This is a genomic window from Streptomyces sp. NPDC017890 (genome assembly GCF_044328675.1).
GTDB lineage: Bacteria > Actinomycetota > Actinomycetes > Streptomycetales > Streptomycetaceae > Streptomyces.
This window is the reverse complement of the sequence record NZ_JBIRHU010000028.1, coordinates 14,772-40,774: the sequence shown is the minus strand read 5'-3', so window position 1 is coordinate 40,774 and position 26,003 is coordinate 14,772. Positions and strand designations below refer to the sequence as shown.

Below are 26,003 nucleotides of genomic sequence, written 5' to 3'. Positions count from 1 at the left end.
AAGCCGCAACTTCCTTTTGCGGCTTCGGGCCTCTTGTCGAGGTGCTCAACGCAGTGCTTCGAGGCGCACTCCGGCGCTCCAGGCCTCCAGCTCCTCGCGGTTCACGGTGATCACTCCGGTGAGTTTGGCGATCGCCTCCGACTCGTGGCTGAAATTGCACGTGGCGACGAAGAGAGCGACGTCCACCTGGCCGATGGCGCGTGCCGCGCCGGCGAACTTCTGCATGTCGGCGCTGGGCACGGTCCAGCGGCCGGCCCGGTTCTTGCACTGGACGGCCACCGTACGTCCGTCCGCGGTGCGGCCGGTGATGTCGATGCCCCGGTCGGTGCGGGCCTGCCGTACGACGACGTCGATGCAGCCGTCCCGGCGCAGCAGATCGGCTACGTGGTGCTCGAACGCCTTCCAGGTCATGGCCTTGAGTGTGGACCTGACGTGGTCGGCGGGGGCGTCCCCTTCCAGGGTGGCGAGGCGCCTGTGGTGCCAGCAGAGCTTGCGCTCGACGTTTTCGATGTCCGCGCGGAGTTCGATGAGCTCGCGACGGTGTTCACCGGACGTGGCGATCAGCGCGTTGAACATCGGCACGACGGTCCTGCCGAGGATGTGGGTGATGCGCTCGTCGATGCGGGCGTCGAGTTCCACGGAAGCGGGGGCTGGGCTGTCCACAGGCTGTGTGCGGGTCAGGTACTCCATGTCCATGAGGTAGACGCGCACCTGACGTGCGACTTCGCTGTCGCGGAGCAGCATGGCGATGTTGAGCACCGAACGACGCGAGTAGAGGGTGAGGCTTGACCGGGGCTGTGGATAACCTCCCGGATAGCGTGACAAGGTGTCACGCTTGAATTGTGCGAGCTCAGGGCCTTGCAGTGTCAGCATTCCATTGCTCGACAGCTCCTCACGGTGCCGTGCCTTGAGCTGACGGATGGCTTCAGTGGTGACGCCGAAGTACGTCGCCACCATCGCCGTCGTCACGTGCATACCGTCCGGTAGCAGTGACAGCGCTTTCACCTTGTCGAGTACGTCCGTGCGCTCCAGCACGCTGCCGCGCAGGGCCGGCGATTCCAGTAGGGCGGCTTCGCTGATCATGTGTCTCCTCGGGCGGGTCGTGCGGTCACGCAGAGTCAACGAGTCGTGACATGCGAAGGCACGATCGATTCCCGGTGGCGCGCACGACAGAGCCCCGGTCCCTCCGTGAACGCTGAGGGGCCGGGGCTCTGGCCGTTCGGGGCGAGCGGACGCGTCAGTCGTCGCCGCGCAGGCCGCCGATGAAGCCGCCGCCGTTGTTCCCGCCGCCGTTTCCGTTGCCACCCATGGTCGTGAGGGTGATCTGTGTGGCGGCCGGGTCGTCGACCTCGCTGCCGGGCTGCGGGTCCATGGCGATCACCGTCGCGTTGTCGTCCCCCGGGGCGTTGGGGGCGACCTGGACGTTGGTGAAGCCGCTCTGCTGCAGGAGTTGACGGGCCTGCGCGAGGGACTGACCGCGGACCTCCGGGACCTTCGTCTTCTCCGCGACCTTGCCGATGGCGATCGTCACCTGCGAGCCCTTGTCGACCTGCTGCCCGGACTGCGGCGTGGTGGAGATGACCTTGCCGGCCTGGTTCGGGTCGGTCGTGGGCTGCTCCGTGCAGGTGGCGACCAGGTCGCTGTTCTCCATCTGGGACGTCGCTTCTTCACAGGACCGGCCGAGCACGTCGGGCACTGTGGCCTTCTCCGCGGCCTTGGCGACCTCCAGGGTCACCGTGGAGCCCTTCTCGAGCTCGTTGCCCGGGTCGGGGTTCTGGCTGAGGACGGTGCCCTCGTCCTGGGAGGACTCGGTCTGCTTCTGCTCGACGACGAAGCCCTTGTCCTCGAGCTGCTGGGTGGCCTCGTCGATGTTCTTGTCGATGACGTTCGGCACGGCGACCTTCGGCGCGCCGGTCGAGACGACGAGGTTGACGGTGGACTTCTTGTCGACCTCGGTGCCCTGCTTGGGGTCCTGGGAGCAGATGCTGCCCTTCTTCTGGTCCTCGCAGGGCTTCTGCGTGAAGGCCAGTTCCAGGTCGGCGTTGGTCGCCAGTTGCTCGGCGTCCTTCTGCGTCTGGCCGATGAAGCCGGGCACAGCGACCTTGTCGTTGCCGGGCCCTCCTCCTCCGCCGATGGCGTACTTGCCGATGAGGATGGCGCCGACGAGGACGAGGATGCCGGCCAGGATCAGGAAGATCGTGGAGGTGTTCGACTTGCGGGGCTGCTGGCGGCGCCGGTCGGGGCGGTCGTCGTAGCCGTAGCCGCCGTCGTCCGCGTTCATGGGCGGCAGCATCGTCGTGGCGCCCGCGCCGGCGTCGGAGCGCAGGGCGGTGGTCGGCTGGTCGTCGGGGTAGGCGCCGTAGCCGCCCGCGGCCATGGCGCCCAGCGCGGCGGTGGCGCCGACGGGCTGGCCGTCGAGGCAGGCTTCGATGTCGGCGCGCATCTCGTCGGCCGACTGGTAGCGGTAGTCGGGGTCCTTGACCAGGGCCTTCAGCACGATCGCGTCCATCTCGGGCGTGATCTCGGGGTCGAAGACGCTGGGCGCCTGCGGTTCCTCGCGGACGTGCTGGTAGGCGACGGCGACCGGGGAGTCGCCGACGAAGGGCGGGCGTACGGTCAGCAGCTCGTAGAGCAGGCAGCCCGTGGAGTACAGGTCGGAGCGGGCGTCGACCTGCTCGCCCTTGGCCTGTTCCGGGGAGAGGTACTGGGCGGTGCCGATGACCGCGGCGGTCTGCGTCATCGTCATGCCGGAGTCGCCCATGGCGCGGGCGATGCCGAAGTCCATGACCTTGACCTGGCCGCCCCGCGTCAGCATGACGTTGGCGGGCTTGATGTCGCGGTGGACGATGCCGGCGCGGTGCGAGTACTCCAGGGCCTGGAGGATGCCGATGGTCATCTCCAGGGTCCGCTCCGGCAGCAGTTTGCGGCCGGAGTGGAGCAGCTCACGGAGTGTGGAGCCGTCGACGTACTCCATGACGATGTACGGGATCGACACGTTGTCGATGTAGTCCTCGCCCGTGTCGTAGACCGCCACGATCGCGGGGTGGTTGAGCGAGGCGGCCGACTGGGCCTCCCGGCGGAAGCGGGCCTGGAAGGACGGGTCGCGCGCGAGGTCCGCGCGGAGCGTCTTCACCGCTACCTGGCGTCCGAGCCGGGTGTCATGTGCGTGGTAAACCTCCGCCATGCCACCACGGCCGAGCACCGGGCCCAGCTCGTACCGGCCGCCGAGGCGACGCGGCTCTTCCATGGTTACTACCAGCCCTCTCCGTCGGTCCCGACCGGCATGCTTGTACGGTCGGAGGCTGCCGTCCGGCCTACGGTACCCGGCTTGCTTTGTGTGACTTGGCCAAGCCTGGCAGCCGATACAGGACCGGTATCGCAACGTGCGCCGATGTGAAGGGGACGTGAGCGGAGTCACGTCCCGTTCATGGCGCGGTCACTTCTTGCTTTCGATGACGGCCTCCATGACGTTCTTCGCGATCGGCGCCGCGAGTCCGCCGCCGGAGATGTCGTCGCGGACGGCGTTCTCGTCCTCGATCACCACGGCCACGGCGACGGGCGCGCTGCCGTCGTCGCCCTTGGCGTACGAGATGAACCAGGCGTAGGGGTTCTCGCTGTTGTCGACGCCGTGCTGTGCGGTGCCGGTCTTGCCGCCGACGGTGACGCCGTCGATCCGTGCGTTGGTTCCCGTGCCGTCCTTGACGACGGTCTCCATCATCGACTGGAGGATCTGGGCGTTGTCCGCGGAGAGCGGCTTGCTCATCTCCTCGGGGTCCGTCTTCTCGATGGTGTCGAGGCCCGGGTCCTGGAGTTCGTCGACCATGTACGGCTTCATCAGGGTGCCGTTGTTGGCGATGGCCGAGGTGACCATGGCCATCTGCAGGGGGGTGGCGGCGGTGTTGTACTGGCCGATGGCCGAGAGCGCGGTCTGCGACTCGTTCATGTCGTCGGAGAAGACGGAGGCGCTGGAGCGGACGGGGACGAACTGCTCCTCGGTGAAGCCGAACTCCTTGGCGGTCTCGAGCATCTTGTCGTTGCCGAGGTCGGAGCCGATCTTGCCGAAGACGGTGTTGCAGGACACGCGGAGTGCTTCGCGGAGGGTGGCGTTCTCGCAGGGGAGGTCGCCCTCGTTGGGCAGCTCGGTGGTGGTGCCGGGCATCGTCCAGGGCAGGGGGGAGTCGGTCTTCTCGTCCGCCGAGTCGTACTTTCCGTGCTCCAGGGCGGCCGCGGCGGTGAGCACCTTGAAGGTGGAGCCGGGCGGGTAGACCTCGCGCAGGGCGCGGTTGAGCATCGGGTCGTCGGGGTTGTTCTTCTTCTGGAGCTTGTCCCAGGCCTCGCCGTCTGCGGTGCTGCCGCCGGCGATCGACGAGGGGTCGTACGACGGGTAGGAGGCCATCGAGAGGATTTTGCCCGTGGACGGTTCCAGGGCGACTACGGCTCCCTTGGCGCCCTGCTTCTTCAGGCCGTCGTAGGCGGCCTTCTGCGCGGCGCCGTTGAGGGTGGTGACGACGTTGCCGCCTTCGCGCTTCTTGCCGGTGACCATGTCGAGGGTGTTGCGGAAGAAGAGCCGGTCGTCGTTGCCGGTGAGGATGCCGTCGTCGATGGCTTCGAGCTGGGTGGCGCCGTAGGCCTGGGAGACGTAGCCGGTCACCGGCGCCCACATGGCGCCGTCCTTGTAGGTGCGCTTGTACTTGAAGTCGCCGTCGGTGGTGGCGTGGCCGGTGATGGCCTGGCCGTCGACGATGATGTCGCCGCGCGGGCTGGCGTACCGCTCGATGGCGACGCGGCGGTTGTGCTCGTCCTCCTTGAGCTCGTCCGCCTGGACGTACTGGAGCCAGTTGTCGCGGATGAGCAGGGTGAGGACGAGGAGGCCGCAGAAGATCGCGATTCGGCGCAGTGGCTTGTTCACGGTCGGACCACCTGGGTCATTTCGGCATCGGGGTTGGCGGGCGCGGCGGGTGCCGGTCTGCGTGCCGTGTCGCTGATGCGCAGCAGGATGCCGATCAGGGCCCAGTTGGCGATGACGGAGGAGCCGCCGTAGGCCAGGAAGGGCATGGTCATGCCGGTGAGCGGGATGAGGCCCATGACGCCGCCGGCGACGACGAAGACCTGGAGGGCGAAGGCGCCGGAGAGGCCGATGGCGAGGAGCTTGCCGAACGGGTCGCGGGCGGCGAGGGCGGTGCGCACGCCGCGTTCCACGATCAGCGCGTAGAGCAGGAGCAGTGCCATGAGGCCGGCGAGGCCGAGTTCCTCGCCGAAGGTGGCGAGGATGAAGTCGGAGTTGGAGGCGAAGCGGATGAGGTCGGAGTGGCCCTGGCCCCAGCCGGTGCCGAGGGTGCCGCCGGAGCCGAAGGCCCACAGGGCCTGCATGGCCTGTTCGGAGTGGCCTCCCTGGCCGGCGCGGGAGAGTGTGTACTCGCGCATCGGGTCGAGCCAGGCGTCGACGCGCTGCTGGATGTGGGGTTCGAAGCTGGCCACGCCGACGGCGCCGGCGCCGGACATCAGCAGGCCGAAGACGATCCAGCTGGTCCGCTCGGTGGCGACGTACAGCATGATCACGAACATGCCGAAGAAGAGCAGCGAGGTGCCGAGGTCGGTCTCGAAGACGAGGATGAGGATCGAGATCGCCCAGACGACGAGGATCGGGCCGAGGTCGCGGCCGCGGGGCAGGTAGAGGCCCATGAAGCGGCGGCTGGCCAGGGCGAGCGCGTCGCGTTTCACCATGAGGTAGCCGGCGAAGAAGATCGCGAGGACGATCTTGGCGAACTCGCCGGGCTGGATGGAGAAGGAGCCGACCTGGATCCAGATCCGGGCGCCGAAGACGTTCTTGCCGAGGCCCGGCACCAGGGGGAGCAGCAGCAGGACCAGGGCGCCGACCATGGAGATGTAGGTGTAGCGCTGCAGGACGCGGTGGTCCTTGAGGAAGATCATCACGGCGACGAACAGGGCGATGCCCATCGCGGTGTACATCAGCTGGCGGGGTGCGGCGTTGCCGGCCTGGTCGATGCTCTGGAGCAGTTCGGACTGGTCGAGGCGCCAGATGGCGACGAGCCCGAGGCCGTTGAGCAGGGTGGCCAGGGGCAGCATCAGCGGGTCCGCGTACGGGGCGAACTTGCGGACGACGAGGTGGCCGACAGCGGCCAGGAGGCCGAGGCCGAGGCCGTAGCTCAGCAGGCCGGCGGGCACCTCGTCGTTGATGGCCAGTCCCACGTTGGCGTAGGCGAAGACCGGGATGACGACGGCGAACACGAGCAGAGCCAGCTCGGTGTTGCGCCGGCTCGGGGCGCCGATGGCGCCGATCGTGGACGTGTGGTGCGTCGGCGAGTTGGAAGTACTGCTCATCGTGTGACAGGGCCTCTCACGGCTTGCCTACTGCTTACCGCACAGCGAGACGACCTTCTGCTCTTCCTCCGAGAGGGTCGGGCCGGGGCCTGGAGTGGGTGCGGTCGTGGACGGGGTCTCGGACGATTCGGGGGCCTTCGGTGATCCCGACGGGTTCGGGGTCGGTGAGGCCTTGGACGTGAAGGAGGCGGGGGTGGTTCCCGTGGTGCCTCCGGCCTCGCCCTCGCCCGTCTTCGCGTTCTTCTCGGTCTGAGCGGTGCGCCGGTCGGCCTGCTTCTTGCAGGCGGAGGCCTGGACCGCCAGTTCCTCGATCTTCGCCCGGGCGTCGGCCAGGTCGCTCTCGGGGATGGTGGCCTCGACCAGCTTCTGCTGGTAGGGCGGCAGGTACTTGAGTTCGATCTCGGGGTGGTCCTTCTGGACCTTCGAGAGCGAGACCCAGGCGAGGTCCTGGCTGATGCCCCGGTACAGCGCGAGGTGGTCGTCCTTGGTGCCGACGTAGTACTGGGTCTGGGTCCAGCGCCAGCCGCCGTACGTGCCGCCGCCGATGACGGCGAGGGCGAGCACGGTGTAGAGGGATCTCTTCAGCCACTTGCGGTTCTTACGGGGTTTGACGAAGTCGTCGGGGCCGTAGTCGTCGAAGTCGCCGGCCGGGATGTAGCCGGTGGTGTCGCCGCTGCCGGGCGGGCCGAACTCGCCGCCCCCGCCGCGCTGTCCGCCCTGGCGGCCGAGGCCGGCGGCGCGGCCGGCCGGGGTCTGCATGATGCCGTTGTCGCCGAACTGGGCCTGGTTCTCGGCGACGGCGCCGACCACGATCGGGGTGTCGGAGAGCTGCCCGGCGAGGGTGTCGCCGGTGTCGAGGTCGAGGACGTCGGCGATGATGACGGTGATGTTGTCGGGGCCGCCGCCGCGCAGGGCGAGCTGGATCAGCTCCTGAACGGTCTCCTGGGGGCCCTGGTAGCTGGCGAGGGTGTCCTCCATCGTCTGGTGGGAGACGACGCCGGAGAGTCCGTCGGAGCAGATGAGGTAGCGGTCGCCGGCCCGTACCTCGCGGATGGACAGGTCGGGTTCGACGTGGTCGCCGCTGCCGAGGGCGCGCATCAGCAGGGAGCGCTGCGGGTGGGTGCCCGCCTCCTCCTCGGTGATGCGTCCTTCGTCGACGAGGCGCTGCACCCAGGTGTGGTCCTGGGTGATCTGGGTGAGGACGCCGTCGCGCAGGAGGTAGGCGCGGGAGTCGCCGACGTGGACGAGGCCGAGGCGCTGGCCGGTCCACAGCAGGGCGGTGAGGGTGGTGCCCATGCCTTCGAGGGCGGGGTCCTCCTCGACCATCTGCCGCAGCTGGTCGTTGGCGCGCTGCACGGCGGTGCCGAGGGAGGTGAGGATGTCGGAGCCGGGCACGTCGTCGTCGAGGGCGACGATGGTGGAGATCACTTCGGAGGAGGCGACCTCACCGGCGGCCTGGCCGCCCATGCCGTCGGCGATGGCGAGCAGGCGGGGTCCGGCGTAACCGGAGTCCTCGTTGCCCTCGCGGATCATGCCCTTGTGTGATCCGGCGGCGAAGCGCAGTGACAGACTCATGCCCACCTCGCCCGTCGGCTGCTCCTGGTACAGCCGGTCGTGTCGAGCCACACTGCCCACCCTCCGGTCGGGAGCGCGCCGGGGCCCGGAGTGCCGGCCACCGTTGCGTGCTCGCTCCGCTCGCGCTGTTTCATTGGTGTAGCACTACTTCCGCAGCTCGATGACGGTCTTGCCGATGCGGATCGGCGATCCCGGCCCGATCGGTGTGGGGGTCGTCAGCCGGGACCGGTCCAGGTAGGTGCCGTTGGTGGAGCCCAGGTCCTCGACGATCCACTGGCCGTTCTGGTCCGGGTAGATCCTGGCATGGCGGCTGGAGGCGTAGTCGTCGTCCAGCACGATGGTCGAGTCGTGTGCCCGGCCGAGCGTGATGGTCTGGCCCTGGAGGGCAACGGTGGTGCCGGTGAGGGTGCCCTCCGTGACGACCAGTTTGGTGGGCGCGCCGCGGCGGCCCCGTCCGCCGCTGGGCTGCTGGCGCTGCGGTGGAGGCGCCTGGCCCTGGCGCGCGGCCTGCTGCGGTCGGGCGGCGTCGCGCCGCGCTCCGCGCTGGGTGACCCGCGTACCGAACAGGTCGCTGCGGATGACCTGCACGGCCACGATCACGAACAGCCACAGTACGGCGAGAAAACCCAGCCGCATGACCGTGAGGGTCAGCTCTGACATTGCCCCCGGATCACCCTTCGGCTTGCCTATAGAGAATGGTGGTGCTGCCCACGACGATCCGCGAGCCGTCGCGGAGCGTAGCGCGGGTGGTGTGCTGCCCGTCCACCACGATGCCGTTGGTGGAGCCGAGATCCTGGATCGTCGAGGGCGTTCCGGTCCGGATCTCGCAGTGCCTGCGGGAGACGCCGGGGTCGTCGATCCGCACGTCGGCCTCGGTGCTGCGTCCGAGTACGAGGGTCGCGCGGGAGATCTGGTGGCGGGTGCCGTTGATCTCGATCCAGTGGCGGGTGCGTCCGCCGGACGCGGGTGCGGCCGGGGGCTGCTGGCCGCCCGCCGGCTGCGGGTAGCCGCCGGGGCGTCCGCCGGGTGGCGGCGCGGCCGGCATGGGCGGGGCGCCCGCGGGGGTGGCGGGCTGCGGGTAGCCGTAGCCACCGCCCGGGCCGCCGGGCCGCCCGGTGGGAGCGGGGGGTGCCGTGGGGCCCGCGGAGGGCGGGCCGCCCTGCTGGTTGCCGGTGGAGGCGAGCGTACGGCTGCGCACCCGGTACAGGCCGGTGTCGAGGTCGTCCGCCTTCTCCAGGTGGACCTTGATCGGTCCCATGAAGGTGTAGCGCTGCTGCTTGGCGTAGTCCCGCACCATGCCGGCGAGCTCGTCGCCGAGCTGGCCGGAGTAGGGGCTGAGGCGCTCGAAGTCGGGCGTGCTCAGCTCCACGATGAAGTCATTGGGTACGACGGTGCGGTCGCGGTTCCAGATGGTCGCGTTGTTGTCGCATTCGCGCTGGAGCGCTCCCGCGATCTCCACGGGCTGCACCTCGGACTTGAACACCTTCGCGAAGGTGCCGTTGACCAGACCTTCGAGACGCTGCTCGAACTTCTTCAGGACTCCCATGGGGCACCTCCTCCGTCGCTGCCGTCCTGTCCGCTGTCTTGCGTACTGCTGCCTTGCGTACCGCTGCCCTGTGTACCGCTGTCTCCCGTACTGCTTACGGGCGAACCGCTCACCCGCGCACTGCTTACCTGGTACTGCTTACTGATCGTATCCACGCGCCGGTCGATCGGCTGGTTCCCCCTGTCGGCCCGGTCGACAGGTGTCGACGCCTCTCGGAGTTCCCGCCGGTGCTCCTCTTCGAACGCCCGAGGCCCTTCGGGATGCTCCCGCAGGTACTCATGCCCAGGATCGTAGAGGCGGCCGCAGACCAGTGTCCCGCACCTGGCCGCGGACCCCTACCGGCTCCCGGGAGACGAGCCCGACCGGTACGAGGTTGATACGTGAACGGCCACGGGCCGCGGCGAGTGCCCGAGGGCCGCGGGAGCCCCGGCCCGACCGGCGACAAGGGATGTGAATCCACCCGTTCCAGCGTGCTAATGTTCTCGTGTCGGAAGGCGCCGCACCGCAAGGACGGAGCCGGAAGACACACCCAATGCGCGGGTGGCGGAATAGGCAGACGCGCTGGATTCAGGTTCCAGTGCCCGCAAGGGCGTGGGGGTTCAACTCCCCCCTCGCGCACCAGCCGGAAGCCCCCCAGGTCTCGGACCTGGGGGGCTTCCGCGTACCCGGACGCGGTGTCAGGCGCGGTGTCACGGGGTGCGATGGGTTGTGAGGAAGGTCTCAGGCCCCGGCGCGCCACAGGGCGGGCACGTTTGGCGGCTCCCAGCCCGTCATCGAGGTGTGCGCCTGGAGGCAGCGGTACGCGCCGCCGCCGTACGTCACCCGGTCACCGGCGGAGTAGGAGCGGCCCGCCGCCCAGGTGCCGCTCGGGGGGTCGGTGGGCGGGTCGGTGGGGTCGGGGCCCGGACCGCCGTCCACGTTCAGGACGAAGTCGAAGCTCCCCTGCCTGCCGCCGCCGGCGTCGCGGACGTTCATCAGCAGCGCCGGGTCGAACAGCGCGTCCGTGTTGTTGCGGGGCTCGCCGGGGAAATAGAGCTGGGTGGTCAGCACGGGTTCGCCGGGTGCCTGCGCCTTGACGTGGATGTGCCGGGTGCGGCCCGGATAGAGGCCGGGGACGATCGTCTGCAGGGTGAACGCGCCGGAGGCGTCGGTGAACTGGTGGCCGCGGAAGGTGTATCCGGCCATGTCGTAGGCGCCGGCGTTGTCGGCCTGCCAGAAGTCGAGGAGCACGCCGGGCAGCGGGACGCAGTTGCGGCCGAAGACGTAGCCGGTGACGGTCAGCCGGGTACCGGCGGTGCCGGGTGTCACCAGGCTGGTGCGCAGCGGGGAGTTCGGCTTGAAGTAGGGGCCCTCCATCTGGTCGGGCGTCGGGTCGTCGCCGTCGTCGCAGAAGGGGGTCGGTGCCAGGGTCTGTCCGGTGGAGGAGCGGGCGGTGTCCCGGGCGAGCGCGATGGAGCCGGTGGCGAGCAGCGGCACGGCGGCGCCGGCCGCGACGGCCGCCCTGAGCAGCGTTTTGCGGCTGATGCCGGGGTCGGCGCCGGTGCCGGGGTCGTCGGGGGTGGTGGGGGTTTCGGAGGTCATGGGGTTCCTCGGTCTCTTCGGTCTCTCGGTCTCTTGGTGGAGTGGTCCCTCGGTGAGGGGACGGGACGTGCGGCATCCGGGACGTCGAGGACAGGGAACGCGCCCGCCGGCGCGGGGCAGGCTGCTGTCGTTGCTTCGACGGGCGCGTTCCGTGGTGATCGCTGGAAACCGTAAGTGCGCCGGTGGGGGCCCGGGCACCTCCTGTTCCGCCCTCTGCCCGGCGTTATGCGGCGGCGGGGCGGGGCTGGGCGGGGACCGTGTACGGGCGGTTCGCCCGGGGGTACGGTCGTGGCGCGCCGGCGCCGGCGGACGGACCGGGCGCGGATGCGGGCACGGCTCGGTGACGGGCGCGGCACGGTTACGAGTACGGGGAGGGCGGCCGGTATGGGCGGGACGACGACGGGGGCGGTGGCCGGGGCGATGACGGGGACGGCGGCAGGGACGGCGGCAGACGCTTCGGGGGCCGCGGGGGCCGCGGGGACGGCTGGGGCGGCTGGGAAGGTTGGGGCGGTTGCGGGTACGGCGGGGGCGCTTGTGCGTACGGAGGCCGGTGAGGGCGCGCGGGTGCCGGTCGTGCCGGGGTTCGCGTGGTGGCCCGTCGGTGGCTCGCCGAAGGCGGAGGGCAGGGCGCTGCGCACGCGCGTTCCGCGGTCCGCGCACGCCGTCCTCGACCCGGACCCCTCCCGGCCGGACGTGGTGAGCGCGGTCGAGGAGTCCAACCGCGGCCGGATACCCGGGCTCACTCCGATACGCGCCGGGCGGATGGCGGCCACGCCGTTCGCCTTCCTGCGCGGGTCGGCGGGGCTGATGGCGTACGACCTGGCGCGTACGCCGACGACGGGGATCGGCGCCCAGATCTGCGGCGACGCGCACGCCGCCAACTTCGGCCTCTACGGCGACGCCCGCGGCGGCCTGGTCATCGACCTCAACGACTTCGACGAGACGGTCCACGGCCCCTGGGAGTGGGACCTCAAGCGGCTCGCCGCATCGATCGTCCTCGCGGGCCGGGAGGCCGGCGCCGACGAGGACACCTGCCGCGAGGCCGCGCACGACACGGCGGGCGCCTACCGGCGCACCATGCGGCTGCTCGCCAGGCTCCCCGCACTGGACGCCTGGAACGCCATCGCGGACGAGGAGCTCGTCTCCCACACCGACGCCCACGATCTGCTCGGCACGCTGGAGCGGGTCTCCGAGAAGGCGCGGGCCAACACCAGCGGGCGTTTCGCGGCCAGGTCCACCGAGTCCACCGAGGACGGCGGGCGGCGCTTCGTGGACGCCCCGCCGGTGCTGCGGCGCGTACCGGCCGGGGAGGCGGCGTCGGTCGCCGCCGCCCTGGAGCCGTACCTGGCCACGCTCTCCGAGGACCGGCTGCCGCTGCTGGCCCGGTACGCGGTGCACGACGTCGCCTTCCGGGTCGTGGGCACCGGCAGCGTGGGCACCCGGTCGTACGTCGTGCTGCTCCTGGACCACCGCGGTGAACCGCTCGTGCTCCAGGTGAAGGAGGCCCGGCCCTCCGCGCTGCTGCCCCACCTGGCGACGGCCGGCTTCGACACCCCAAAGGTCGCGCACGAGGGGCGCCGGGTGGTCATGGGGCAGAAGCGGATGCAGGTGGTCAGCGACATCCTGCTGGGCTGGACGTCGGTCGACGGGCGGCCGTTCCAGGTGCGGCAGTTCCGCAACCGCAAGGGCAGCGTCGACCCCGCTGCCCTCGCCGCCGACCAGATGGACGACTACGGCCGCATGACCGGCGCCCTGCTGGCCCGCGCCCACGCGCACAGCGCCGACCCGCGGCTCGTCGCCGGCTACTGCGGCAAGAACGACGAGCTCGACGAGGCGGTGGCCGCCTTCGCCGTGGCCTACGCCGACCGCACGGAGGCCGACCACGCGGAGCTGGTGGCCGGAGTGCGGGCGGGGCGGGTCCCGGCGGAGCTGGGCGTGTGAGGGGCCCCTCGGCCCGCCGGGCACACCGGAGGGGCGGGCCGCACGTGGCCTAGGCTGGTCGGGTGACGACGCCGGAAGCTGAGCCCGAGCAGGGGGGTGCGCCGCGTCCCGAGGAACGGCTGGAACAGGCCGTACGGGCCGCCGAGCAGGCACTCATCGAGTACGAGATCGCGCTGGAGACCTTCCGCGTGGAGGTCGAGAACTTCTCCCGCCTGCACGAACAGCGGCTCGGGCCGGTGTACGCGCGGCTCGAGGAGCTGGAGGCGCAGATCCTGGAGGCCAGGGCCGCCCGCACCGGTGACGCCGACGACCTGCGCCGCGCCGACGAGGCGCGGGCCCGGCTGATGCCCATCCCCGGGGTCGAGGAGCTGCTGAACGGCTGGATGGACGGGGACGGGCTGTTCCCGGAGGCCACGGCGATGCTCACGGACCAGGCGGTACGCCCCCCGCAGCGGGTGCGGCCCGGCGAGGAGGCCCGCAAGCTCTACCGCGAGCTGGTCCGCAAGGCCCACCCCGACCTGGCGCAGGAGGACGAGGAGCGGGCCCGGCGCGAGGAGTTCGTCACACGCGTCAACGCCGCCTACGCCCGTGGCGACGCGGGCCTGCTGCGGGAGCTGGCCGAGGAGTGGGCGGCGGGACCGGCGCCCGAGCGGCGCCCGAGCCGCGGCGAGGAGCTGTACGCCCGCCTCGAATGGCTCGACCGGCGCAAGGAGATGCTCACGCTGCTCGCCAAGGAACTGGAGGAGAGCGCGATCGGCGGCATGCTCCGGCTGGCCCCGGACGACCCCGACCGGCTGCTGGAGGAGATCGCCGAGCAGCTGACGGCCCAGGTGCGGGAGCGGGAGGCCGAGCTGGCCGCGGTGCTCGGGCAGGACTGAGCCCGGTGGCGGCTCGGGTAGCGTCTGGGACATGAGTTTTGGAGCTGGTGTGCCCACGGTCGAGGTCACGGACCTCAAGGACGGCGACTTCCTGCTGGACGTCCGCGAGGACGACGAGTGGCAGGCCGGTCACGCCGCCGGGGCGCTGCACATTCCCATCAGCGAGTTCGTGGCCCGGTACGGTGAGCTGACCGAGAACGCGCCGCAGGACGGCCGGGTCCACGTGATCTGCCGGTCCGGCGGGCGCTCGGCCCAGGTCACCATGTACCTGGTCCAGCAGGGTGTCGACGCCGTGAACGTCGACGGCGGTATGCAGGTGTGGGCCGCCGCCGGCCGGCCCGTGGTGGACGGGAAGGGTGAGCCGGGGCACGTCATCTAGGGCCGTTCGGGTCGTCTCCGGGCTGTTTCGGGTCGCGTCCGGTCGTGCCCGGGTCGTCTCCGGGGCGTCTCCGGGGCGCCGCGGGCGTCGGCGCGCGGTGACGGTGTGGTGACGGCCGGGATGTGATCGGTCCGCCGGGGCTGTGCGGGCGGACGGTCCTGAGTACCGTTCCCGTTCGAACGCTGCCGGGCAGCCGCACGAGTGGCGCGCGGGGCCCCGCGGCGGTGCGGGCGGAACGACGGTCGGGACCGGAACGGGGCGTGATGGACGCGTACGACACAGGCTCGAACGCCTCCCGGGAGGGGCGGCACGGGCAGGAGGGCCCGGATGCGCCGGACGTGGCGTATGCGCCTGACGCGTCGGACGCGCTGAACTGGCCCGATGGGCCGAATATGCCGAACGGGCTGGATAGGCCGAATGGGCAGGATGGGCAGGATGGGTCGGATGCGGCGGATGTGTCGGAGTCCGGACCGGCGACCGCGGAGGCCCGTACGGGTGTCGCCGCGCTCTCCCCGCGCTACCAGGCCGGTGCCGTGGTCGCTCTCGCGGTCGTCGCCGTCGCCGTCTGCGCCCACATAGGCCTGGTGTTCCTGCACGTCGCCCCGTCGAACACCCTCACCAAGCAGCACGGCGCAGCGGTCGACGAATGGGTCTACCCGGAGTTCGAGCAGAACTGGAAGCTGTTCGCGCCCAACCCGCTCCAGCAGAACATCTCCGTCCAGCTCCGCGCCGAGGTCACCACGGCGGACGGCGCGATACGGACGACCGGCTGGTACGACCTGTCCGCGGAGGACGGCCGGAACATCGACGGCAATCCGCTGCCGAGCCACACCCAGCAGAACGAACTCCGCCGGGCCTGGGACTTCTTCGTCGCCACCCACGACTCCGACAACCGTCCGGTGGGCCTGCGGGGCACACTGTCCGAGACCTATCTGCGGCGCATCGCGGTCCTGCGCCTGGACCGCAACGAGGCCGCCGGGCCGGGCGGTGTCGTCGAGCGCGTCCAGTACCGTTCCCGGACCACCAGCGTGGCACCGCCCCGGTGGAGCGGTGAGACGGTCTCCGACCGCCCGGTCTACCGCGAGCTGCCCTGGTGGCCGGTGCCCGGCGACACGGAGGACGACGGCACGGACGACGGCACCGCGAAGGAAGGGGGCGCCGCGTGAACGGCATCGCCCTCTCCGTCTCCCGCGGCATCGCCCGTGTCACCGGCGCCGCGCTCGGGCCGTACCAGACCGCGGTGATACGCATCGGCTTCAGCGCCACCTGGCTGCTCTTCCTGGTGCGTGAACTGCCCCACCGCCACGAGCTGTACGGCCCGGACGGGCCCTGGAGCCACGACCTCGCCGAGCAGCTGATCGGGGACAACGGCGCCTTCACGGCGCTGATGTGGTCGGACGGGCGGGCCTGGTTCGAGATCGTCTACGCGCTGGCCGTGCTGAGCAGTGTGCTGCTCCTGCTGGGCTGGCGCACCCGGACCATGTCCGTTCTCTTCATGGTCGGCGTGCTCTCGCTGCAGAACCGCAGCGTCTTCATGGGGGACGGCGGCGACAACGTCCTGCACCTGATGAGCATCTACCTGGTCCTGACGCGCTGCGGCCAGGTGTGGTCGCTGGACGCGCGCCGGGCACGGCGGGCGGGTGCGGCACGCGCGCGTGGGGAGCGTGTCGTGGACCGGGTGGGGCCGGCGCTGTGGTCCGTGTTCGGGTTCGTGCTGCTCACCATGACCCTGGCGGGCGGGATGGACGGCGACTGGTTCGTTCCGGCGCTGCTGTGGGCGGTGTGGGCCGCGCAGGGCCTGTGGTGGGCCGTGGGGCGCTGGGCCAGGAGCGGCGAGCCGCGGATCCTGCTCGACGTGGTCGCCGACATCGTGCACAACGGCGCACTGGTCGTGATCATGGCCGAGGCGTGTCTGATCTACGCGACCGCGGGCTGGTACAAGATCCAGGGTTCCCGCTGGCAGGACGGCACCGCGGTCTACTACCCGCTCAACCTCGACTACTTCACGCCCTGGCCGGCCCTCTCCGACGCGTTGGCCGCCAACGGCACGATGGTCCTGCTCATCACCTACGGCACGGTCGCCGTGCAGGTCGCGTTCCCGTTCACGCTGTTCAACCGGCGGGTCAAGAACGTGCTGCTGGCCGCCATGATGACCGAGCACGCGGTGATCGCCGTGGTGCTCGGGCTGCCGTTCTTCTCGCTGGCGATGATCGCCGCGGACGCGGTCTTCCTGCCGACCTCCTTCCTGCGCCGCCTGGGAGACTGGGCGGCACGCGCGCGAGGCCGGCCGCCGGCCCGGCTGTCCGCCCGCCGGCCGGCCTGGCCGACGCACGGGCGCGGGGAGGGCGGTACGGCGGCGGTGCCCGGTCCCCGTGCCCACGAGGGCGGTCAGGACCGGAAGGACGCAGGGGGGCCCGCGGACAAGAGGGCTCCGAGTACACGCACGTAGGCTTCGGGGCATGACCGGCCCCGACCCCGACTCCCGTCCCGGCCCCGAGCTCGCCCCGCTGGCCGCCTGGCGCCGGCATGCCGGACCCTGCGTGCTGCTCGACGGCTTCCACGCCCTCAAGCACGCGCTCCGTTTCGGAGCCGAGGTCCCGGTGGCCGTCACCGGTGACCGCGCGGGCACCCTGGCCCTCGCCGACGAGCTGGCACCCGACGTACGGGACGCGCTGGACGGTCTGCTGGCCGAGGTGCCGCAGGAGGTGTACGCGTCCCTCGTCGCCCGGCCGCATCCCACCGCGGTGGCCGCCCTGGCCGTACGGCCCTCGCGTACGGGCAACCTGCGGGCACTGGCGCACACGCCCCGCCGTACGCCCGTCGTGGTCCTCGACCAGCCGCGCAACCTCGGCAACGCGGGGGCGGTGATCCGGCTGGCCGCCGGTTTCGGGGCGACCGGTGTGGTCACCACGGGCACGCTCGACCCGTGGCATCCCACCGTGGTGCGCGGCGGGGCGGGGCTGCACTTCGCGACCGCCGTGGAGCGGCTGGACGTCGGGGAACTGCCGCCGGGGCCGGTGTTCGCGCTGGACCCGGAGGGCGAGGACATCCGCGGGCTGAGGCTGCCGGACGACGCGCTGCTCGCGTTCGGCTCGGAGCGCAGCGGGCTGTCGCGGGAGCTGCGCGCGCGTGCCGACCACCTGGTGGCGCTGCCGATGCGCCCCCAGGTCTCCAGTTACAACCTCGCGACCAGTGTGGCCATGACGCTGTACCACTGGAGCGCGACCGGGGGCGCGGCCCAGGGCTCCTAGGCCTGGCGGCGCACCTGCACCACCCGGAAGCGGTTGGCGACGAACGCCCCGTCGCACAGCGCGGCGTTGGCCGCCGGGTTGCCGCCGGAGCCGTGGAAGTCGGAGAAGGCGGCCGTCTGGTTGACGTACACCCCGCCGGTGAGGTTGAGGGAGAGCTGGGCGGCCTCCTCCAGGCAGGCCTCCCGCACGGCCTGCTCGACCTCCGGGTCGGTCGTGTACGCGCCCACCGTCATCGCGCCCTTCTCCCGGACACTGCGGCGCAGCAGGTCCACGGCGTGGGTCGCGGAGTCGACGGCGACGGCGAACGAGACGGGACCGAAGCACTCGCTGGTGTAGGCGGCCTCGTCGTCGGGCTTGGCGCCGTCCAGCTTGACGATCACCGGGGTGCGTACGACCGCGTCCGGGAAGTCGGGGTTGGTCACCTCGCGGGAGGCCAGGGCGACCTCGCCGAGGCCGGCGGCGGCCTCCAGCCGGGCCTTGACGTCCGGGTTGACGATCGCGCCGAGCAGGGCGTTCGCGCGGGCGTCGTCGCCGAGGAGGCCGTCCACGGCGCGCGCCAGGTCGGCGGTCACCTCGTCGTAGGTCCTGTCGCCCTGGTCGGTGCGGATGCCGTCGCGGGGGATCAGCAGGTTCTGCGGGGTGGTGCACATCTGGCCGCTGTAGAGGGACAGCGAGAACGCCAGGTTGGCGAGCATCCCCTGGTAGTCGTCGGTCGACTCCACGATCACCGTGTTGACGCCGGCCTTCTCCGTGAAGACCTGGGCCTGGCGGGCGTTGGCCTCCAGCCAGTCGCCGAAGGCGGTGGAGCCGGTGTAGTCGATGATCCGGATCTCGGGGCGGGTCGCCAGGGTCTTGGCGATGCCCTCGCCGGGGCGCTCGGCGGCCAGCGCGACCAGGTTCGGGTCGAAGCCGGCCTCGGCGAGGACGTCGCGGGCCACCTGGACGGTGAGCGCGAGCGGCAGCACCGCGCGCGGGTGCGGCTTGACCAGGACCGCGTTGCCGGTGGCGAGGGAGGCGAACAGGCCCGGGTAGCCGTTCCACGTCGGGAAGGTGTTGCAGCCGATGACGAGGCCGACGCCGCGCGGTACCGGCGTGAACTGCTTGGTCAGCGCCAGCGGATCGCGCTTGCCCTGCGGCTTGGTCCACTCCGCCGTGTCCGGGGTGCGGACCTGCTCCACGTACGCGTAGGCCACCGCCTCCAGGCCGCGGTCCTGAGCGTGCGGGCCGCCTGCCTGGAAGGCCATCATGAAGGCCTGCCCGGAAGTGTGCATGACCGCCTGGGCGAACTCCGTCGTCCGGTCCGCGATCCGCTTCAGGATCTCCAGGCAGACCATCGCGCGCGCTTCCGCGCCCGCGTCCCGCCACGCCCTCTGCCCGGCCTTCATGGCGGGCAGCAGTACGTCGAGGTCCGCGTGCGGGTACGTGACGCCCAGCTCGACGCCGTACGGGGAGACCTCGCCGCCCACCCAGTCGTCGGTGCCGGGCTGGCCGAGGTCGAGGCGGGTGCCGAGCAGGGCGTCGAAGGCGGCCTTGCCCGCGGCCGTGTCCAGGCTGCCGTTCGCCCCGTAGGCCTTGGGGTGTTCGGGGTGGGGGGACCAGTACGCGCGCGTGCGGATCGTCTCCAGCGCCTGGTCCAGGGTCGGCCGGTGCCGGTCGATCAGCTGGTGCGCGGTGAGTTCGGCGGCCATGCGGGACCAACTCCTCGTCTCTCCCGAACTCGCCGTCGACTCCGGCGTCGAGTTCGGAACCTGGGGGAAACCTGAGCGGGAACAGGCGGACACGGCTAGAGTAACCGAACGATCGGTCGGGACAAGGGGGACCGCCGCATCCGTGGAAAACCCCGTGCGGGAGGATCGCGCACATGACAGCACTCGACCTCAGCAGCCCCGTGGCCGTCGTCGGCACCGGCACCATGGGCCAGGGCATCGCCCAGGTGGCGCTGGTCGCGGGCCACCCCGTACGGCTGTACGACGCCGTCCCCGGGCGGGCCCGGGAAGCGGCCGACGCGATCGGCGCCCGGCTCGACCGGCTCGTCGAGAAGGAACGGCTCACCGGCGCCGAGCGGGACGCGGCCCGTGCCCGGCTGGAGCCCGCCGGGGCCCTCGCCGAACTCGCCGGCTGCGCGCTGGTCGTCGAGGCGGTCGTGGAGCGGCTGGACGTCAAGCAGGAACTCTTCCGTGCGCTGGAGGACGTCGTCGGCGACGACTGCCTGCTCGCCACCAACACCTCCTCCCTGTCCGTCACCGCCGTCGGCGGCGCGCTCCGCGTCCCCGGCCGCTTCGTCGGCCTGCACTTCTTCAACCCCGCGCCGCTGCTGCCGCTGGTGGAGGTGGTCTCCGGGTTCGCCACCGATGTCGCGTCGGCCACGCGCGCGTACGACACGGCCCGCGCCTGGGGCAAGACCCCGGTCGCCTGCGCGGACACCCCCGGCTTCATCGTCAACCGCGTCGCCCGGCCCTTCTACGCCGAGGCTTTCGCGGTCCATGAGGACCAGGTGGCCGACCCGGCCACCATCGACGCCGTGCTGCGCGAGTCCGGCGGCTTCCGGATGGGCGCCTTCGAGCTGACCGACCTCATCGGGCAGGACGTCAACGAGTCCGTCACGCACTCCGTGTGGCAGGCGTTCTTCCAGGACGTGCGCTTCGCACCGTCGCTCGCCCAGCGCCGCCTCGTGGAGTCCGGCAGGCTCGGCCGCAAGAGCGGTCAGGGCTGGTACGACTACCGCGACGGGGCCGGGCGGCCCGAGCCGCACACCGCCGAACCGGCCGACCGTCCCGCCCACGTCGTCGTCGAGGGCGGCCTGGGGCCGGCCGCCGAGCTGGTCACGCTGATCCGTGAGGCCGGCATCGAGGTCCGCGAGGAGGACGGCGGCAGCGGGTCGCTCGTCCTGCCCGGCGGTGGCCGGCTCCTCCTCGCCGACGGGCAGACCTCGGGCGAGCTCGGTGACGTCGTCCACTTCGACCTCGCGCTCGACTACCGGCGGGCCACCCGTATCGCCCTGTCCTCCCACCCGGCCCTGCCGCCCCGGACGCTCGCCGAGGCCACCGGCCTCTTCCAGGCGCTCGGCAAGGAGGTCAGCGTCATCGGCGACGCTCCCGGCATGATCGTCGCGCGTACGGTCGCGCGGATCGTCTGCCTGGCACACGATGTGGTCGCCCAGGCCGTGGCCACCAGGGAGGACGTCGACACCGCGATGCGGCTGGGCGTCAACTACCCGCTCGGCCCCATCGAGTGGAGCGACCGGCTCGGCCGCCACTGGGCGTACGGGCTGCTCGAGGACCTGCACGTGCGTGAGCCCTCGGGACGGTACGCGCCGTCCCTCGCGCTCTACCGCCACGCGCACGCATCCGACGCAGGGGAGGACACCCGCTCATGACCACCGCCAGGCGCGACACGTACACGCCCGAGACGCTGCTGTCCGTGGCCGTGCAGGTCTTCATCGAGCGCGGCTACGACGGCACCTCCATGGAGCACCTCTCCAAGGCGGCCGGCATCTCCAAGTCGTCGATCTACCACCACGTCACGGGCAAGGAGGAACTCCTGCGCCGGGCGGTGAGCCGGGCCCTGGACGAGCTCTTCGGGATCCTCGACGAGGAGCACGCGCGCGTGGGGTCCGCCGCCGAGCGGCTGGAGTACGTCGTGCGGCGCATGGTCGAGGTGCTCATGGCCGAGCTGCCCTACGTGACGCTGCTGCTGCGGGTGCGCGGTAACACGGGCACCGAGCGGTGGGCGCTGGAGCGGCGGCGCGAGTTCGACCACCGGGTGGCGGATCTGCTGAAGGCCGCGGCGGCCGAGGGGGACGTCCGCGCGGACGTGGAGGTACGGCTCGCGACGCGCCTGGTCTTCGGCATGATCAACTCGATCGTCGAGTGGTACCGGCCCGACGGCCCCGACGGCCCCGACGGCAGGGGTGGCGCGGGTGAGCGCGAAGTGGTCGACGCGGTGGCGCGGTTGGTGTTCGGAGGGCTGCGCAAGGGCTCCTGAGCCGTCGGTGGCCGGGGCGGGTGGTGGCCGGGCCGGTGGGTCGGCCGGGTTCGGTGGGTCGGCCGGGTCCGCCAGCCGGTCAGCTCTGCGGTTCGAGGTCTTCGGTCTCGAACACGAGCAGGGTGCGGGTGCTGAGCACCTCCGGGATGGCCTGGAGCCGGGTCAGCACCAGCTCGCGCAGGGCCCGGTTGTCGGGGGTGTGCACCAGGAGCAGGACGTCGAAGTCGCCGCCCACCAGAGCGATGTGGGAGGCCCCGGGGAGCCGGCGGAGCTGGGCGCGGACCGTGCGCCAGGAATTCTGGACGATCTTCAGGGTGATGTACGCCGACGTGCCGTGACCCGCACGCTCGTGGTCGACGCGGGCGCCGAATCCGCGGATGACGCCGTCCTCGACGAGCCGGTTGATGCGCGCGTAGGCGTTCGCGCGCGAAACGTGCACCCGCTCGGCGACCGAGCGTATCGAGGAGCGGCCGTCCGCCTGGAGCATGCGCAGGATGTCCTGGTCGATCGCGTCCAGCGGGCGCGGGGGCGGCGGGGCGACGGACTCCTCCTGGCCGCCGGCGTCTTCCGGGCGTTCGGCCATTTGTTCAGATGCCATGTCCCCCCGCCTCCCTACCATGGACGTACTGCGTCCATCTCAGGCTGTGGAGAACCGTTTGTCCACAGCCTGGGGTCGCCTGTAGCCAAAATGTGCCGACGACCGAACAATCGGTAGGTGAGGCCCGTCACACCCGTGGCGAGCCCGGAGCCGCTCCCACGAGGAGGTGCCGTCATGACGGTCATGGAGCAGCGGGGCGCTTACCGGCCCACACCGCCGCCCGCCTGGCAGCCCCGCACCGACCCCGCGCCGCTGCTGCCCGACGCGGAGCCGTACCGCGTCCTCGGCACCGAGGCCGCCGAGCAGGCCGACCCCCAGCTGCTGCGCACGCTGTACGCCCGGCTGGTGCGCGGCCGGCGGTACAACGCGCAGGCCACGGCACTGACCAAGCAGGGCAGACTGGCCGTCTACCCCTCCAGCACCGGCCAGGAGGCCTGCGAGGTCGCCGCCGCGCTGGCACTCGAGGAGCGGGACTGGCTCTTCCCCAGCTACCGCGACACGCTCGCCGTGGTCGCCCGCGGAGTCGACCCGGTCGAGGCCCTCACCCTGCTGCGCGGCGACTGGCACACCGGCTACGACCCCTACGAGCACCGGGTCGCCCCGCTGTCCACGCCGCTCGCCACCCAGCTGCCGCACGCCGTCGGCCTCGCGCACGCCGCGCGGCTCAAGGGTGACGACGTGGTCGCGCTGGCGATGGTCGGCGACGGCGGTACCAGCGAGGGCGACTTCCACGAGGCGCTGAACTTCGCCGCCGTCTGGCAGGCGCCGGTCGTCTTCTTCGTGCAGAACAACGGCTTCGCGATCTCCGTCCCGCTCGCCAAGCAGACCGCGGCCCCGTCGCTGGCCCACAAGGCCGTCGGCTACGGCATGCCCGGCCGCCTGGTCGACGGCAACGACGCCGCCGCCGTGCACGAGGTCCTGACCGACGCCGTACGGCACGCGCGCGCGGGCGGTGGGCCCACGCTGGTGGAGGCGGTGACGTACCGCGTCGAGGCGCACACCAACGCCGACGACGCGACGCGCTACCAGGGCGACGCCGAGGTGGCGGCCTGGCGCCGGCACGACCCGATCGAGCTGCTGGAACGGGAACTGACCGAGCGCGGCCTGCTCGGCGAGGACGCCGTCCGGGCCGCCCGCGAGGACGCCGAGGACATGGCCGCCGACCTGCGCGCGCGAATGAACCAGGACCCCCGGCTCGACCCGATGGACCTGTTCGACCACGTCTACGCCGTACCCACCCCGCAGCTGCGCGAGCAGCGGGACCGGCTGCGCGCGGAGCTGGAGGCAGAGGCAGAGGCAGAGGCAGAAGTCGGGGCCGGGGCCGGGCCGGGAGGGACGCACCGATGACCACCGTCGCAGTCAGGCCGGCCACCCTGGCGCAGGCCCTCACGCGCGCGCTGCGCGACGCCATGGCCGCCGACCCGGGCGTGCACGTCCTGGGCGAGGACGTGGGCACGCTCGGCGGCGTCTTCCGGGTCACCGACGGGCTCGCCGAGGAGTTCGGCGGCGACCGCTGCACGGACACGCCGCTCGCCGAGGCCGGCATCCTCGGCACGGCCGTCGGCATGGCGATGTACGGGCTGCGCCCGGTCGTGGAGATGCAGTTCGACGCCTTCGCCTACCCGGCGTTCGAGCAGGTCGTCAGCCACGTCACCAAGATGCGCAACCGCACCCGCGGCCGGATGCCCCTGCCGCTGACCATCCGCGTCCCCTACGGCGGCGGCATCGGCGGCGTCGAGCACCACAGCGACTCGTCCGAGGCGTACTACATGGCGACTCCGGGGCTCCATGTCGTCACGCCCGCGACCGTCGCCGACGCCTACGGGCTGCTGCGCGAGTCCATCGCCTCCGACGACCCGGTGGTCTTCCTCGAACCCAAGCGTCTGTACTGGTCGAAGGAGCCCTGGAACCCCGAGGAGCCCACACCCGTTGAGCCGGTAGGCCGCGCGGTGGTGCGGCGCTCGGGCCGGAGCGCCACACTCATCACGTACGGGCCGTCGCTGGTCGCCTGCATGGAGGCGGCCGAGGCGGCCCGGGCCGAGGGCTGGGACCTCGAAGTCGTCGATCTGCGCTCCCTGGTGCCGTTCGACGACGAGACGGTGTGCGCTTCGGTGCGGCGGACGGGACGCGCGGTCGTCGTCCACGAGTCGGGTTCCTTCGGGGGCCCGGGCGGGGAGATCGCGGCCCGGGTCACGGAGCGCTGCTTCCACCACCTGGAGGCGCCGGTGCTGCGTGTGGCCGGGTTCGACATCCCGTATCCGCCGCCGATGCTGGAGCGCCACCACCTGCCCGGTGTGGACCGGATCCTGGACGCCGTGGGGCGCCTGCAGTGGGAGGCCGAAAGCTGATGGCACACGCTTGTGACGGTCACAGTCTGGAGTTCAAGCTCCCCGACCTCGGGGAGGGGCTCACCGAGGCGGAGATCGTGCGCTGGATGGTCGAGGTCGGCGACGTCGTCGCCGTCGACCAGCCGGTCGTCGAGGTCGAGACGGCCAAGGCGATGGTCGAGGTGCCCTGCCCCTACGGCGGTGTGGTCACCGCCCGCTTCGGCGAGGAGGGCACGGAGCTTCCCGTCGGGGCGCCGCTGCTGTCGGTGGCGGTGGGCGAGACCGCCGGGAGCCGCCCGGCACGGGGGGCGGGCCCCGACGGCGAGGCGGCCGGCAAGCCGCCCGGCGAGCGCGCCGGAGGGCCGCAGGCCGGGGATCCGCAGGGCGGAGAGCCCCGAGCCGAGAGGGCTCAGGCTGGGAGGGCCCAGGCCGATGAGGCCCAGGCCGAGCGGCCTCGGGCGCGGCAGGCGAAGACCGAGGGCTCGGGAAACGTGCTGGTCGGATACGGCACCTCCGAGACGCCCGCGCGGCGGCGCAGGGTGCGACCGGTGCCGTCGGCGTCCGCCGTGGCGGCGACCGGGCGGGCCAACGGCCAAGTCCCTGACGCCGACCCGGTGGACGGCCCTGTCCCCGTCATCTCCCCGCTGGTGCGCAGGCTCGCCCGGCAGAACGATCTGGACCTGCGCGAGCTGACCGGCTCCGGCCCGGACGGGCTGATCCTGCGGGCGGATGTGGAGTACGCGCTGCGTGCCGCCGGCGCGGTGGGCGGCCGTACGGCGGCCCGGGGGAGCGGGCCGCACGAGGCAGGGACGGGCCGGGCACCGGCCCCCGCGGCCTCCGCCTCGCGGTCCGGCGGCATCCGCGTCCCCCTCAAGGGCGTCCGCGGCGCCGTCGCCGACAAGCTCTCCCGCAGCCGGCGTGAGATCCCGGACGCGACCTGCTGGGTGGACGCCGACGCGACCGAACTGATGCGGGCGCGCACCGCGATGAACGCCGCCGGCGACCAGAAGATCTCCCTCGTCGCCCTGCTGGCCCGGATCTGCACGGCCGCGCTGGCCCGCTTCCCCGCGCTGAACTCCACGGTCGACGTGGAGGCCAGGGAGGTCGTCCAGCTCGACCAGGTCCATCTCGGCTTCGCCGCCCAGACGGACCGGGGACTGGTCGTGCCGGTCGTCCGGGACGCGCACGCGAGAGACGCCGAGGGGCTCACCGCGGAGTTCGCCCGGCTGACCGAGGCGGCCCGCGCCGGACGGCTGACGCCCGGCGAACTGACCGGCGGCACCTTCACGCTGAACAACTACGGCGTGTTCGGCGTCGACGGGTCCACGCCGATCATCAACCACCCCGAGGCGGCCATGCTCGGCGTCGGCCGCATCGTCCCCAAGCCCTGGGTGCACGAGGGGGAGTTGGCGGTGCGTCAGGTCGTCCAGCTGTCGCTCACCTTCGACCACCGGGTGTGCGACGGCGGCACGGCGGGCGGTTTCCTGCGGTACGTCGCGGACTGCGTGGAACAGCCGGTGGTGCTGCTGCGCACCCTGTGACAGTGGTGCCGGAGCACCCACCTTGATTGCGCGGCCTCCCCGCGTTCCCTGTGATCGCGC

Annotated in this window: 21 protein-coding genes and 1 tRNA gene; 12 read left to right on the top strand and 10 right to left on the bottom strand. The window is 71.8% G+C overall.

The window, feature by feature from the left end:
- Positions 1–45 precede the first annotated feature (45 nt).
- The 7 genes from ACH4F2_RS30255 to ACH4F2_RS30225 all read right to left on the bottom strand — a co-directional run bounded on the left by ACH4F2_RS30255 (position 46) and on the right by ACH4F2_RS30225 (position 9,463).
- On the bottom strand, positions 46–1,083 hold the full coding sequence (locus tag ACH4F2_RS30255; RefSeq protein ID WP_398135937.1) for a restriction endonuclease: 1,038 nt from the start codon (positions 1,081–1,083) through the stop codon (positions 46–48).
- A gap of 154 nt (positions 1,084–1,237) precedes the next feature.
- Positions 1,238–3,247, bottom strand: coding sequence for a Stk1 family PASTA domain-containing Ser/Thr kinase (pknB, locus tag ACH4F2_RS30250; protein ID WP_398135936.1), 2,010 nt, complete (start codon positions 3,245–3,247; stop codon positions 1,238–1,240).
- A gap of 189 nt (positions 3,248–3,436) precedes the next feature.
- On the bottom strand, positions 3,437–4,909 hold the full coding sequence (locus ACH4F2_RS30245; RefSeq protein WP_398135935.1) for a peptidoglycan D,D-transpeptidase FtsI family protein: 1,473 nt from the start codon (positions 4,907–4,909) through the stop codon (positions 3,437–3,439).
- Entirely contained in the window at positions 4,906–6,342 is a 1,437-nt protein-coding gene (locus ACH4F2_RS30240; RefSeq protein ID WP_398135934.1) for an FtsW/RodA/SpoVE family cell cycle protein, read from the bottom strand. The genes ACH4F2_RS30245 and ACH4F2_RS30240 overlap by 4 nt, the downstream gene beginning before the upstream one ends.
- 27 nt (positions 6,343–6,369) lie before the next feature.
- Positions 6,370–7,917 carry a Stp1/IreP family PP2C-type Ser/Thr phosphatase gene (locus tag ACH4F2_RS30235; protein ID WP_398135979.1) on the bottom strand — a complete coding sequence of 516 codons (1,548 nt, stop codon included), beginning with the start codon at positions 7,915–7,917 and terminating at the stop codon, positions 6,370–6,372.
- A gap of 144 nt (positions 7,918–8,061) precedes the next feature.
- Positions 8,062–8,577 (bottom strand): antibiotic biosynthesis regulator FhaB, encoded by a 516-nt coding sequence (gene fhaB, locus ACH4F2_RS30230; RefSeq protein WP_398135933.1) that lies wholly within the window; start codon positions 8,575–8,577, stop codon positions 8,062–8,064.
- A 10-nt stretch (positions 8,578–8,587) separates the two neighbouring features.
- The gene (locus tag ACH4F2_RS30225) at positions 8,588–9,463 is read right to left on the bottom strand and encodes an FhaA domain-containing protein (RefSeq protein WP_398135932.1); all 876 of its coding nucleotides are present in this window, start codon (positions 9,461–9,463) and stop codon (positions 8,588–8,590) included.
- A 534-nt stretch (positions 9,464–9,997) separates the two neighbouring features.
- On the opposite strand from ACH4F2_RS30225, the gene ACH4F2_RS30220 reads away from it, so the two are divergent.
- Positions 9,998–10,084 (top strand) — tRNA-Leu (locus ACH4F2_RS30220).
- A gap of 99 nt (positions 10,085–10,183) precedes the next feature.
- Here the strand turns inward: ACH4F2_RS30220 and ACH4F2_RS30215 are convergent.
- Entirely contained in the window at positions 10,184–11,044 is an 861-nt protein-coding gene (locus tag ACH4F2_RS30215; RefSeq protein WP_398135931.1) for a carbohydrate-binding protein, read from the bottom strand.
- 420 nt (positions 11,045–11,464) lie between these two features.
- On the opposite strand from ACH4F2_RS30215, the gene ACH4F2_RS30210 reads away from it, so the two are divergent.
- From ACH4F2_RS30210 to ACH4F2_RS30185, 6 genes are all read left to right on the top strand, one after another.
- Complete coding sequence (locus tag ACH4F2_RS30210; protein WP_398135978.1) at positions 11,465–12,985, top strand: DUF2252 domain-containing protein; 1,521 nt, start codon at positions 11,465–11,467, stop codon at positions 12,983–12,985.
- Between the two features lie 62 nt (positions 12,986–13,047).
- A complete protein-coding gene (locus tag ACH4F2_RS30205) occupies positions 13,048–13,863 on the top strand; it encodes a hypothetical protein (RefSeq protein WP_398135930.1) in 816 nt (271 codons plus the stop codon).
- Positions 13,864–13,912: 49 nt separating this feature from the next.
- Positions 13,913–14,242 (top strand): rhodanese-like domain-containing protein, encoded by a 330-nt coding sequence (locus tag ACH4F2_RS30200; protein ID WP_398135977.1) that lies wholly within the window; start codon positions 13,913–13,915, stop codon positions 14,240–14,242.
- 263 nt (positions 14,243–14,505) lie between these two features.
- Positions 14,506–15,408 carry a DUF5819 family protein gene (locus tag ACH4F2_RS30195; protein WP_398135929.1) on the top strand — a complete coding sequence of 301 codons (903 nt, stop codon included), beginning with the start codon at positions 14,506–14,508 and terminating at the stop codon, positions 15,406–15,408.
- On the top strand, positions 15,405–16,691 hold the full coding sequence (locus ACH4F2_RS30190; protein WP_398135928.1) for an HTTM domain-containing protein: 1,287 nt from the start codon (positions 15,405–15,407) through the stop codon (positions 16,689–16,691). Before ACH4F2_RS30195 ends, ACH4F2_RS30190 begins: the two co-directional genes overlap by 4 nt.
- A 10-nt stretch (positions 16,692–16,701) precedes the next feature.
- A complete protein-coding gene (locus ACH4F2_RS30185) occupies positions 16,702–17,493 on the top strand; it encodes a TrmH family RNA methyltransferase (RefSeq protein WP_398135927.1) in 792 nt (263 codons plus the stop codon).
- Here ACH4F2_RS30185 and paaN read toward each other — a convergent pair.
- Complete coding sequence (paaN, locus tag ACH4F2_RS30180; RefSeq protein WP_398135926.1) at positions 17,490–19,181, bottom strand: phenylacetic acid degradation protein PaaN; 1,692 nt, start codon at positions 19,179–19,181, stop codon at positions 17,490–17,492. The two genes, ACH4F2_RS30185 and paaN, sit on opposite strands and share 4 nt — an antisense overlap.
- A gap of 173 nt (positions 19,182–19,354) precedes the next feature.
- On the opposite strand from paaN, the gene ACH4F2_RS30175 reads away from it, so the two are divergent.
- Positions 19,355–20,869, top strand: a complete 1,515-nt coding sequence (locus tag ACH4F2_RS30175) for a 3-hydroxyacyl-CoA dehydrogenase (protein WP_398135925.1) — start codon at positions 19,355–19,357, stop codon at positions 20,867–20,869.
- Positions 20,866–21,477: a TetR/AcrR family transcriptional regulator gene (locus tag ACH4F2_RS30170; protein WP_398135924.1), complete on the top strand. Its 612-nt coding sequence runs from the start codon at positions 20,866–20,868 to the stop codon at positions 21,475–21,477. Before ACH4F2_RS30175 ends, ACH4F2_RS30170 begins: the two co-directional genes overlap by 4 nt.
- 79 nt (positions 21,478–21,556) lie before the next feature.
- Here ACH4F2_RS30170 and ACH4F2_RS30165 read toward each other — a convergent pair whose 3' ends face one another.
- Complete coding sequence (locus ACH4F2_RS30165) at positions 21,557–22,075, bottom strand: Lrp/AsnC family transcriptional regulator (RefSeq protein ID WP_398135923.1); 519 nt, start codon at positions 22,073–22,075, stop codon at positions 21,557–21,559.
- 174 nt (positions 22,076–22,249) lie between these two features.
- On the opposite strand from ACH4F2_RS30165, the gene pdhA reads away from it, so the two are divergent.
- From pdhA to ACH4F2_RS30150, 3 genes are read left to right on the top strand one after another with little or no spacing between them, the layout of a single operon-like run.
- Complete coding sequence (gene pdhA, locus ACH4F2_RS30160; protein ID WP_398135922.1) at positions 22,250–23,422, top strand: pyruvate dehydrogenase (acetyl-transferring) E1 component subunit alpha; 1,173 nt, start codon at positions 22,250–22,252, stop codon at positions 23,420–23,422.
- Entirely contained in the window at positions 23,419–24,423 is a 1,005-nt protein-coding gene (locus tag ACH4F2_RS30155; protein ID WP_398135921.1) for an alpha-ketoacid dehydrogenase subunit beta, read from the top strand. The genes pdhA and ACH4F2_RS30155 overlap by 4 nt, the downstream gene beginning before the upstream one ends.
- Complete coding sequence (locus tag ACH4F2_RS30150; protein ID WP_398135920.1) at positions 24,423–25,943, top strand: 2-oxo acid dehydrogenase subunit E2; 1,521 nt, start codon at positions 24,423–24,425, stop codon at positions 25,941–25,943. The genes ACH4F2_RS30155 and ACH4F2_RS30150 overlap by 1 nt, the downstream gene beginning before the upstream one ends.
- The last annotated feature ends 60 nt before the right edge of the window (positions 25,944–26,003 follow it).

Excerpts from the sequence above, each read along its gene's own strand:
- ACH4F2_RS30255 (WP_398135937.1), bottom strand. The coding sequence starts at position 1,083 with ATGATCAGCGAAGCCGCCCTACTGGAATCGCCGGCCCTGCGCGGCAGC.
- ACH4F2_RS30175 (WP_398135925.1), top strand. The coding sequence starts at position 19,355 with ATGACAGCACTCGACCTCAGCAGCCCCGTGGCCGTCGTCGGCACCGGC.
- ACH4F2_RS30195 (WP_398135929.1), top strand. The coding sequence starts at position 14,506 with ATGGACGCGTACGACACAGGCTCGAACGCCTCCCGGGAGGGGCGGCAC.
- paaN (WP_398135926.1), bottom strand. The coding sequence starts at position 19,181 with ATGGCCGCCGAACTCACCGCGCACCAGCTGATCGACCGGCACCGGCCG.
- ACH4F2_RS30210 (WP_398135978.1), top strand. The coding sequence starts at position 11,465 with ATGACGGGGACGGCGGCAGGGACGGCGGCAGACGCTTCGGGGGCCGCG.
- pknB (WP_398135936.1), bottom strand. The coding sequence starts at position 3,247 with ATGGAAGAGCCGCGTCGCCTCGGCGGCCGGTACGAGCTGGGCCCGGTG.
- ACH4F2_RS30155 (WP_398135921.1), top strand. The coding sequence starts at position 23,419 with ATGACCACCGTCGCAGTCAGGCCGGCCACCCTGGCGCAGGCCCTCACG.
- ACH4F2_RS30185 (WP_398135927.1), top strand. The coding sequence starts at position 16,702 with ATGACCGGCCCCGACCCCGACTCCCGTCCCGGCCCCGAGCTCGCCCCG.
- ACH4F2_RS30215 (WP_398135931.1), bottom strand. The coding sequence starts at position 11,044 with ATGACCTCCGAAACCCCCACCACCCCCGACGACCCCGGCACCGGCGCC.
- ACH4F2_RS30150 (WP_398135920.1), top strand. The coding sequence starts at position 24,423 with ATGGCACACGCTTGTGACGGTCACAGTCTGGAGTTCAAGCTCCCCGAC.
- ACH4F2_RS30165 (WP_398135923.1), bottom strand. The coding sequence starts at position 22,075 with ATGGCATCTGAACAAATGGCCGAACGCCCGGAAGACGCCGGCGGCCAG.
- ACH4F2_RS30240 (WP_398135934.1), bottom strand. The coding sequence starts at position 6,342 with ATGAGCAGTACTTCCAACTCGCCGACGCACCACACGTCCACGATCGGC.
- ACH4F2_RS30225 (WP_398135932.1), bottom strand. The coding sequence starts at position 9,463 with ATGGGAGTCCTGAAGAAGTTCGAGCAGCGTCTCGAAGGTCTGGTCAAC.
- ACH4F2_RS30235 (WP_398135979.1), bottom strand. The coding sequence starts at position 7,917 with ATGAGTCTGTCACTGCGCTTCGCCGCCGGATCACACAAGGGCATGATC.
- fhaB (WP_398135933.1), bottom strand. The coding sequence starts at position 8,577 with ATGTCAGAGCTGACCCTCACGGTCATGCGGCTGGGTTTTCTCGCCGTA.
- pdhA (WP_398135922.1), top strand. The coding sequence starts at position 22,250 with ATGACGGTCATGGAGCAGCGGGGCGCTTACCGGCCCACACCGCCGCCC.
- ACH4F2_RS30170 (WP_398135924.1), top strand. The coding sequence starts at position 20,866 with ATGACCACCGCCAGGCGCGACACGTACACGCCCGAGACGCTGCTGTCC.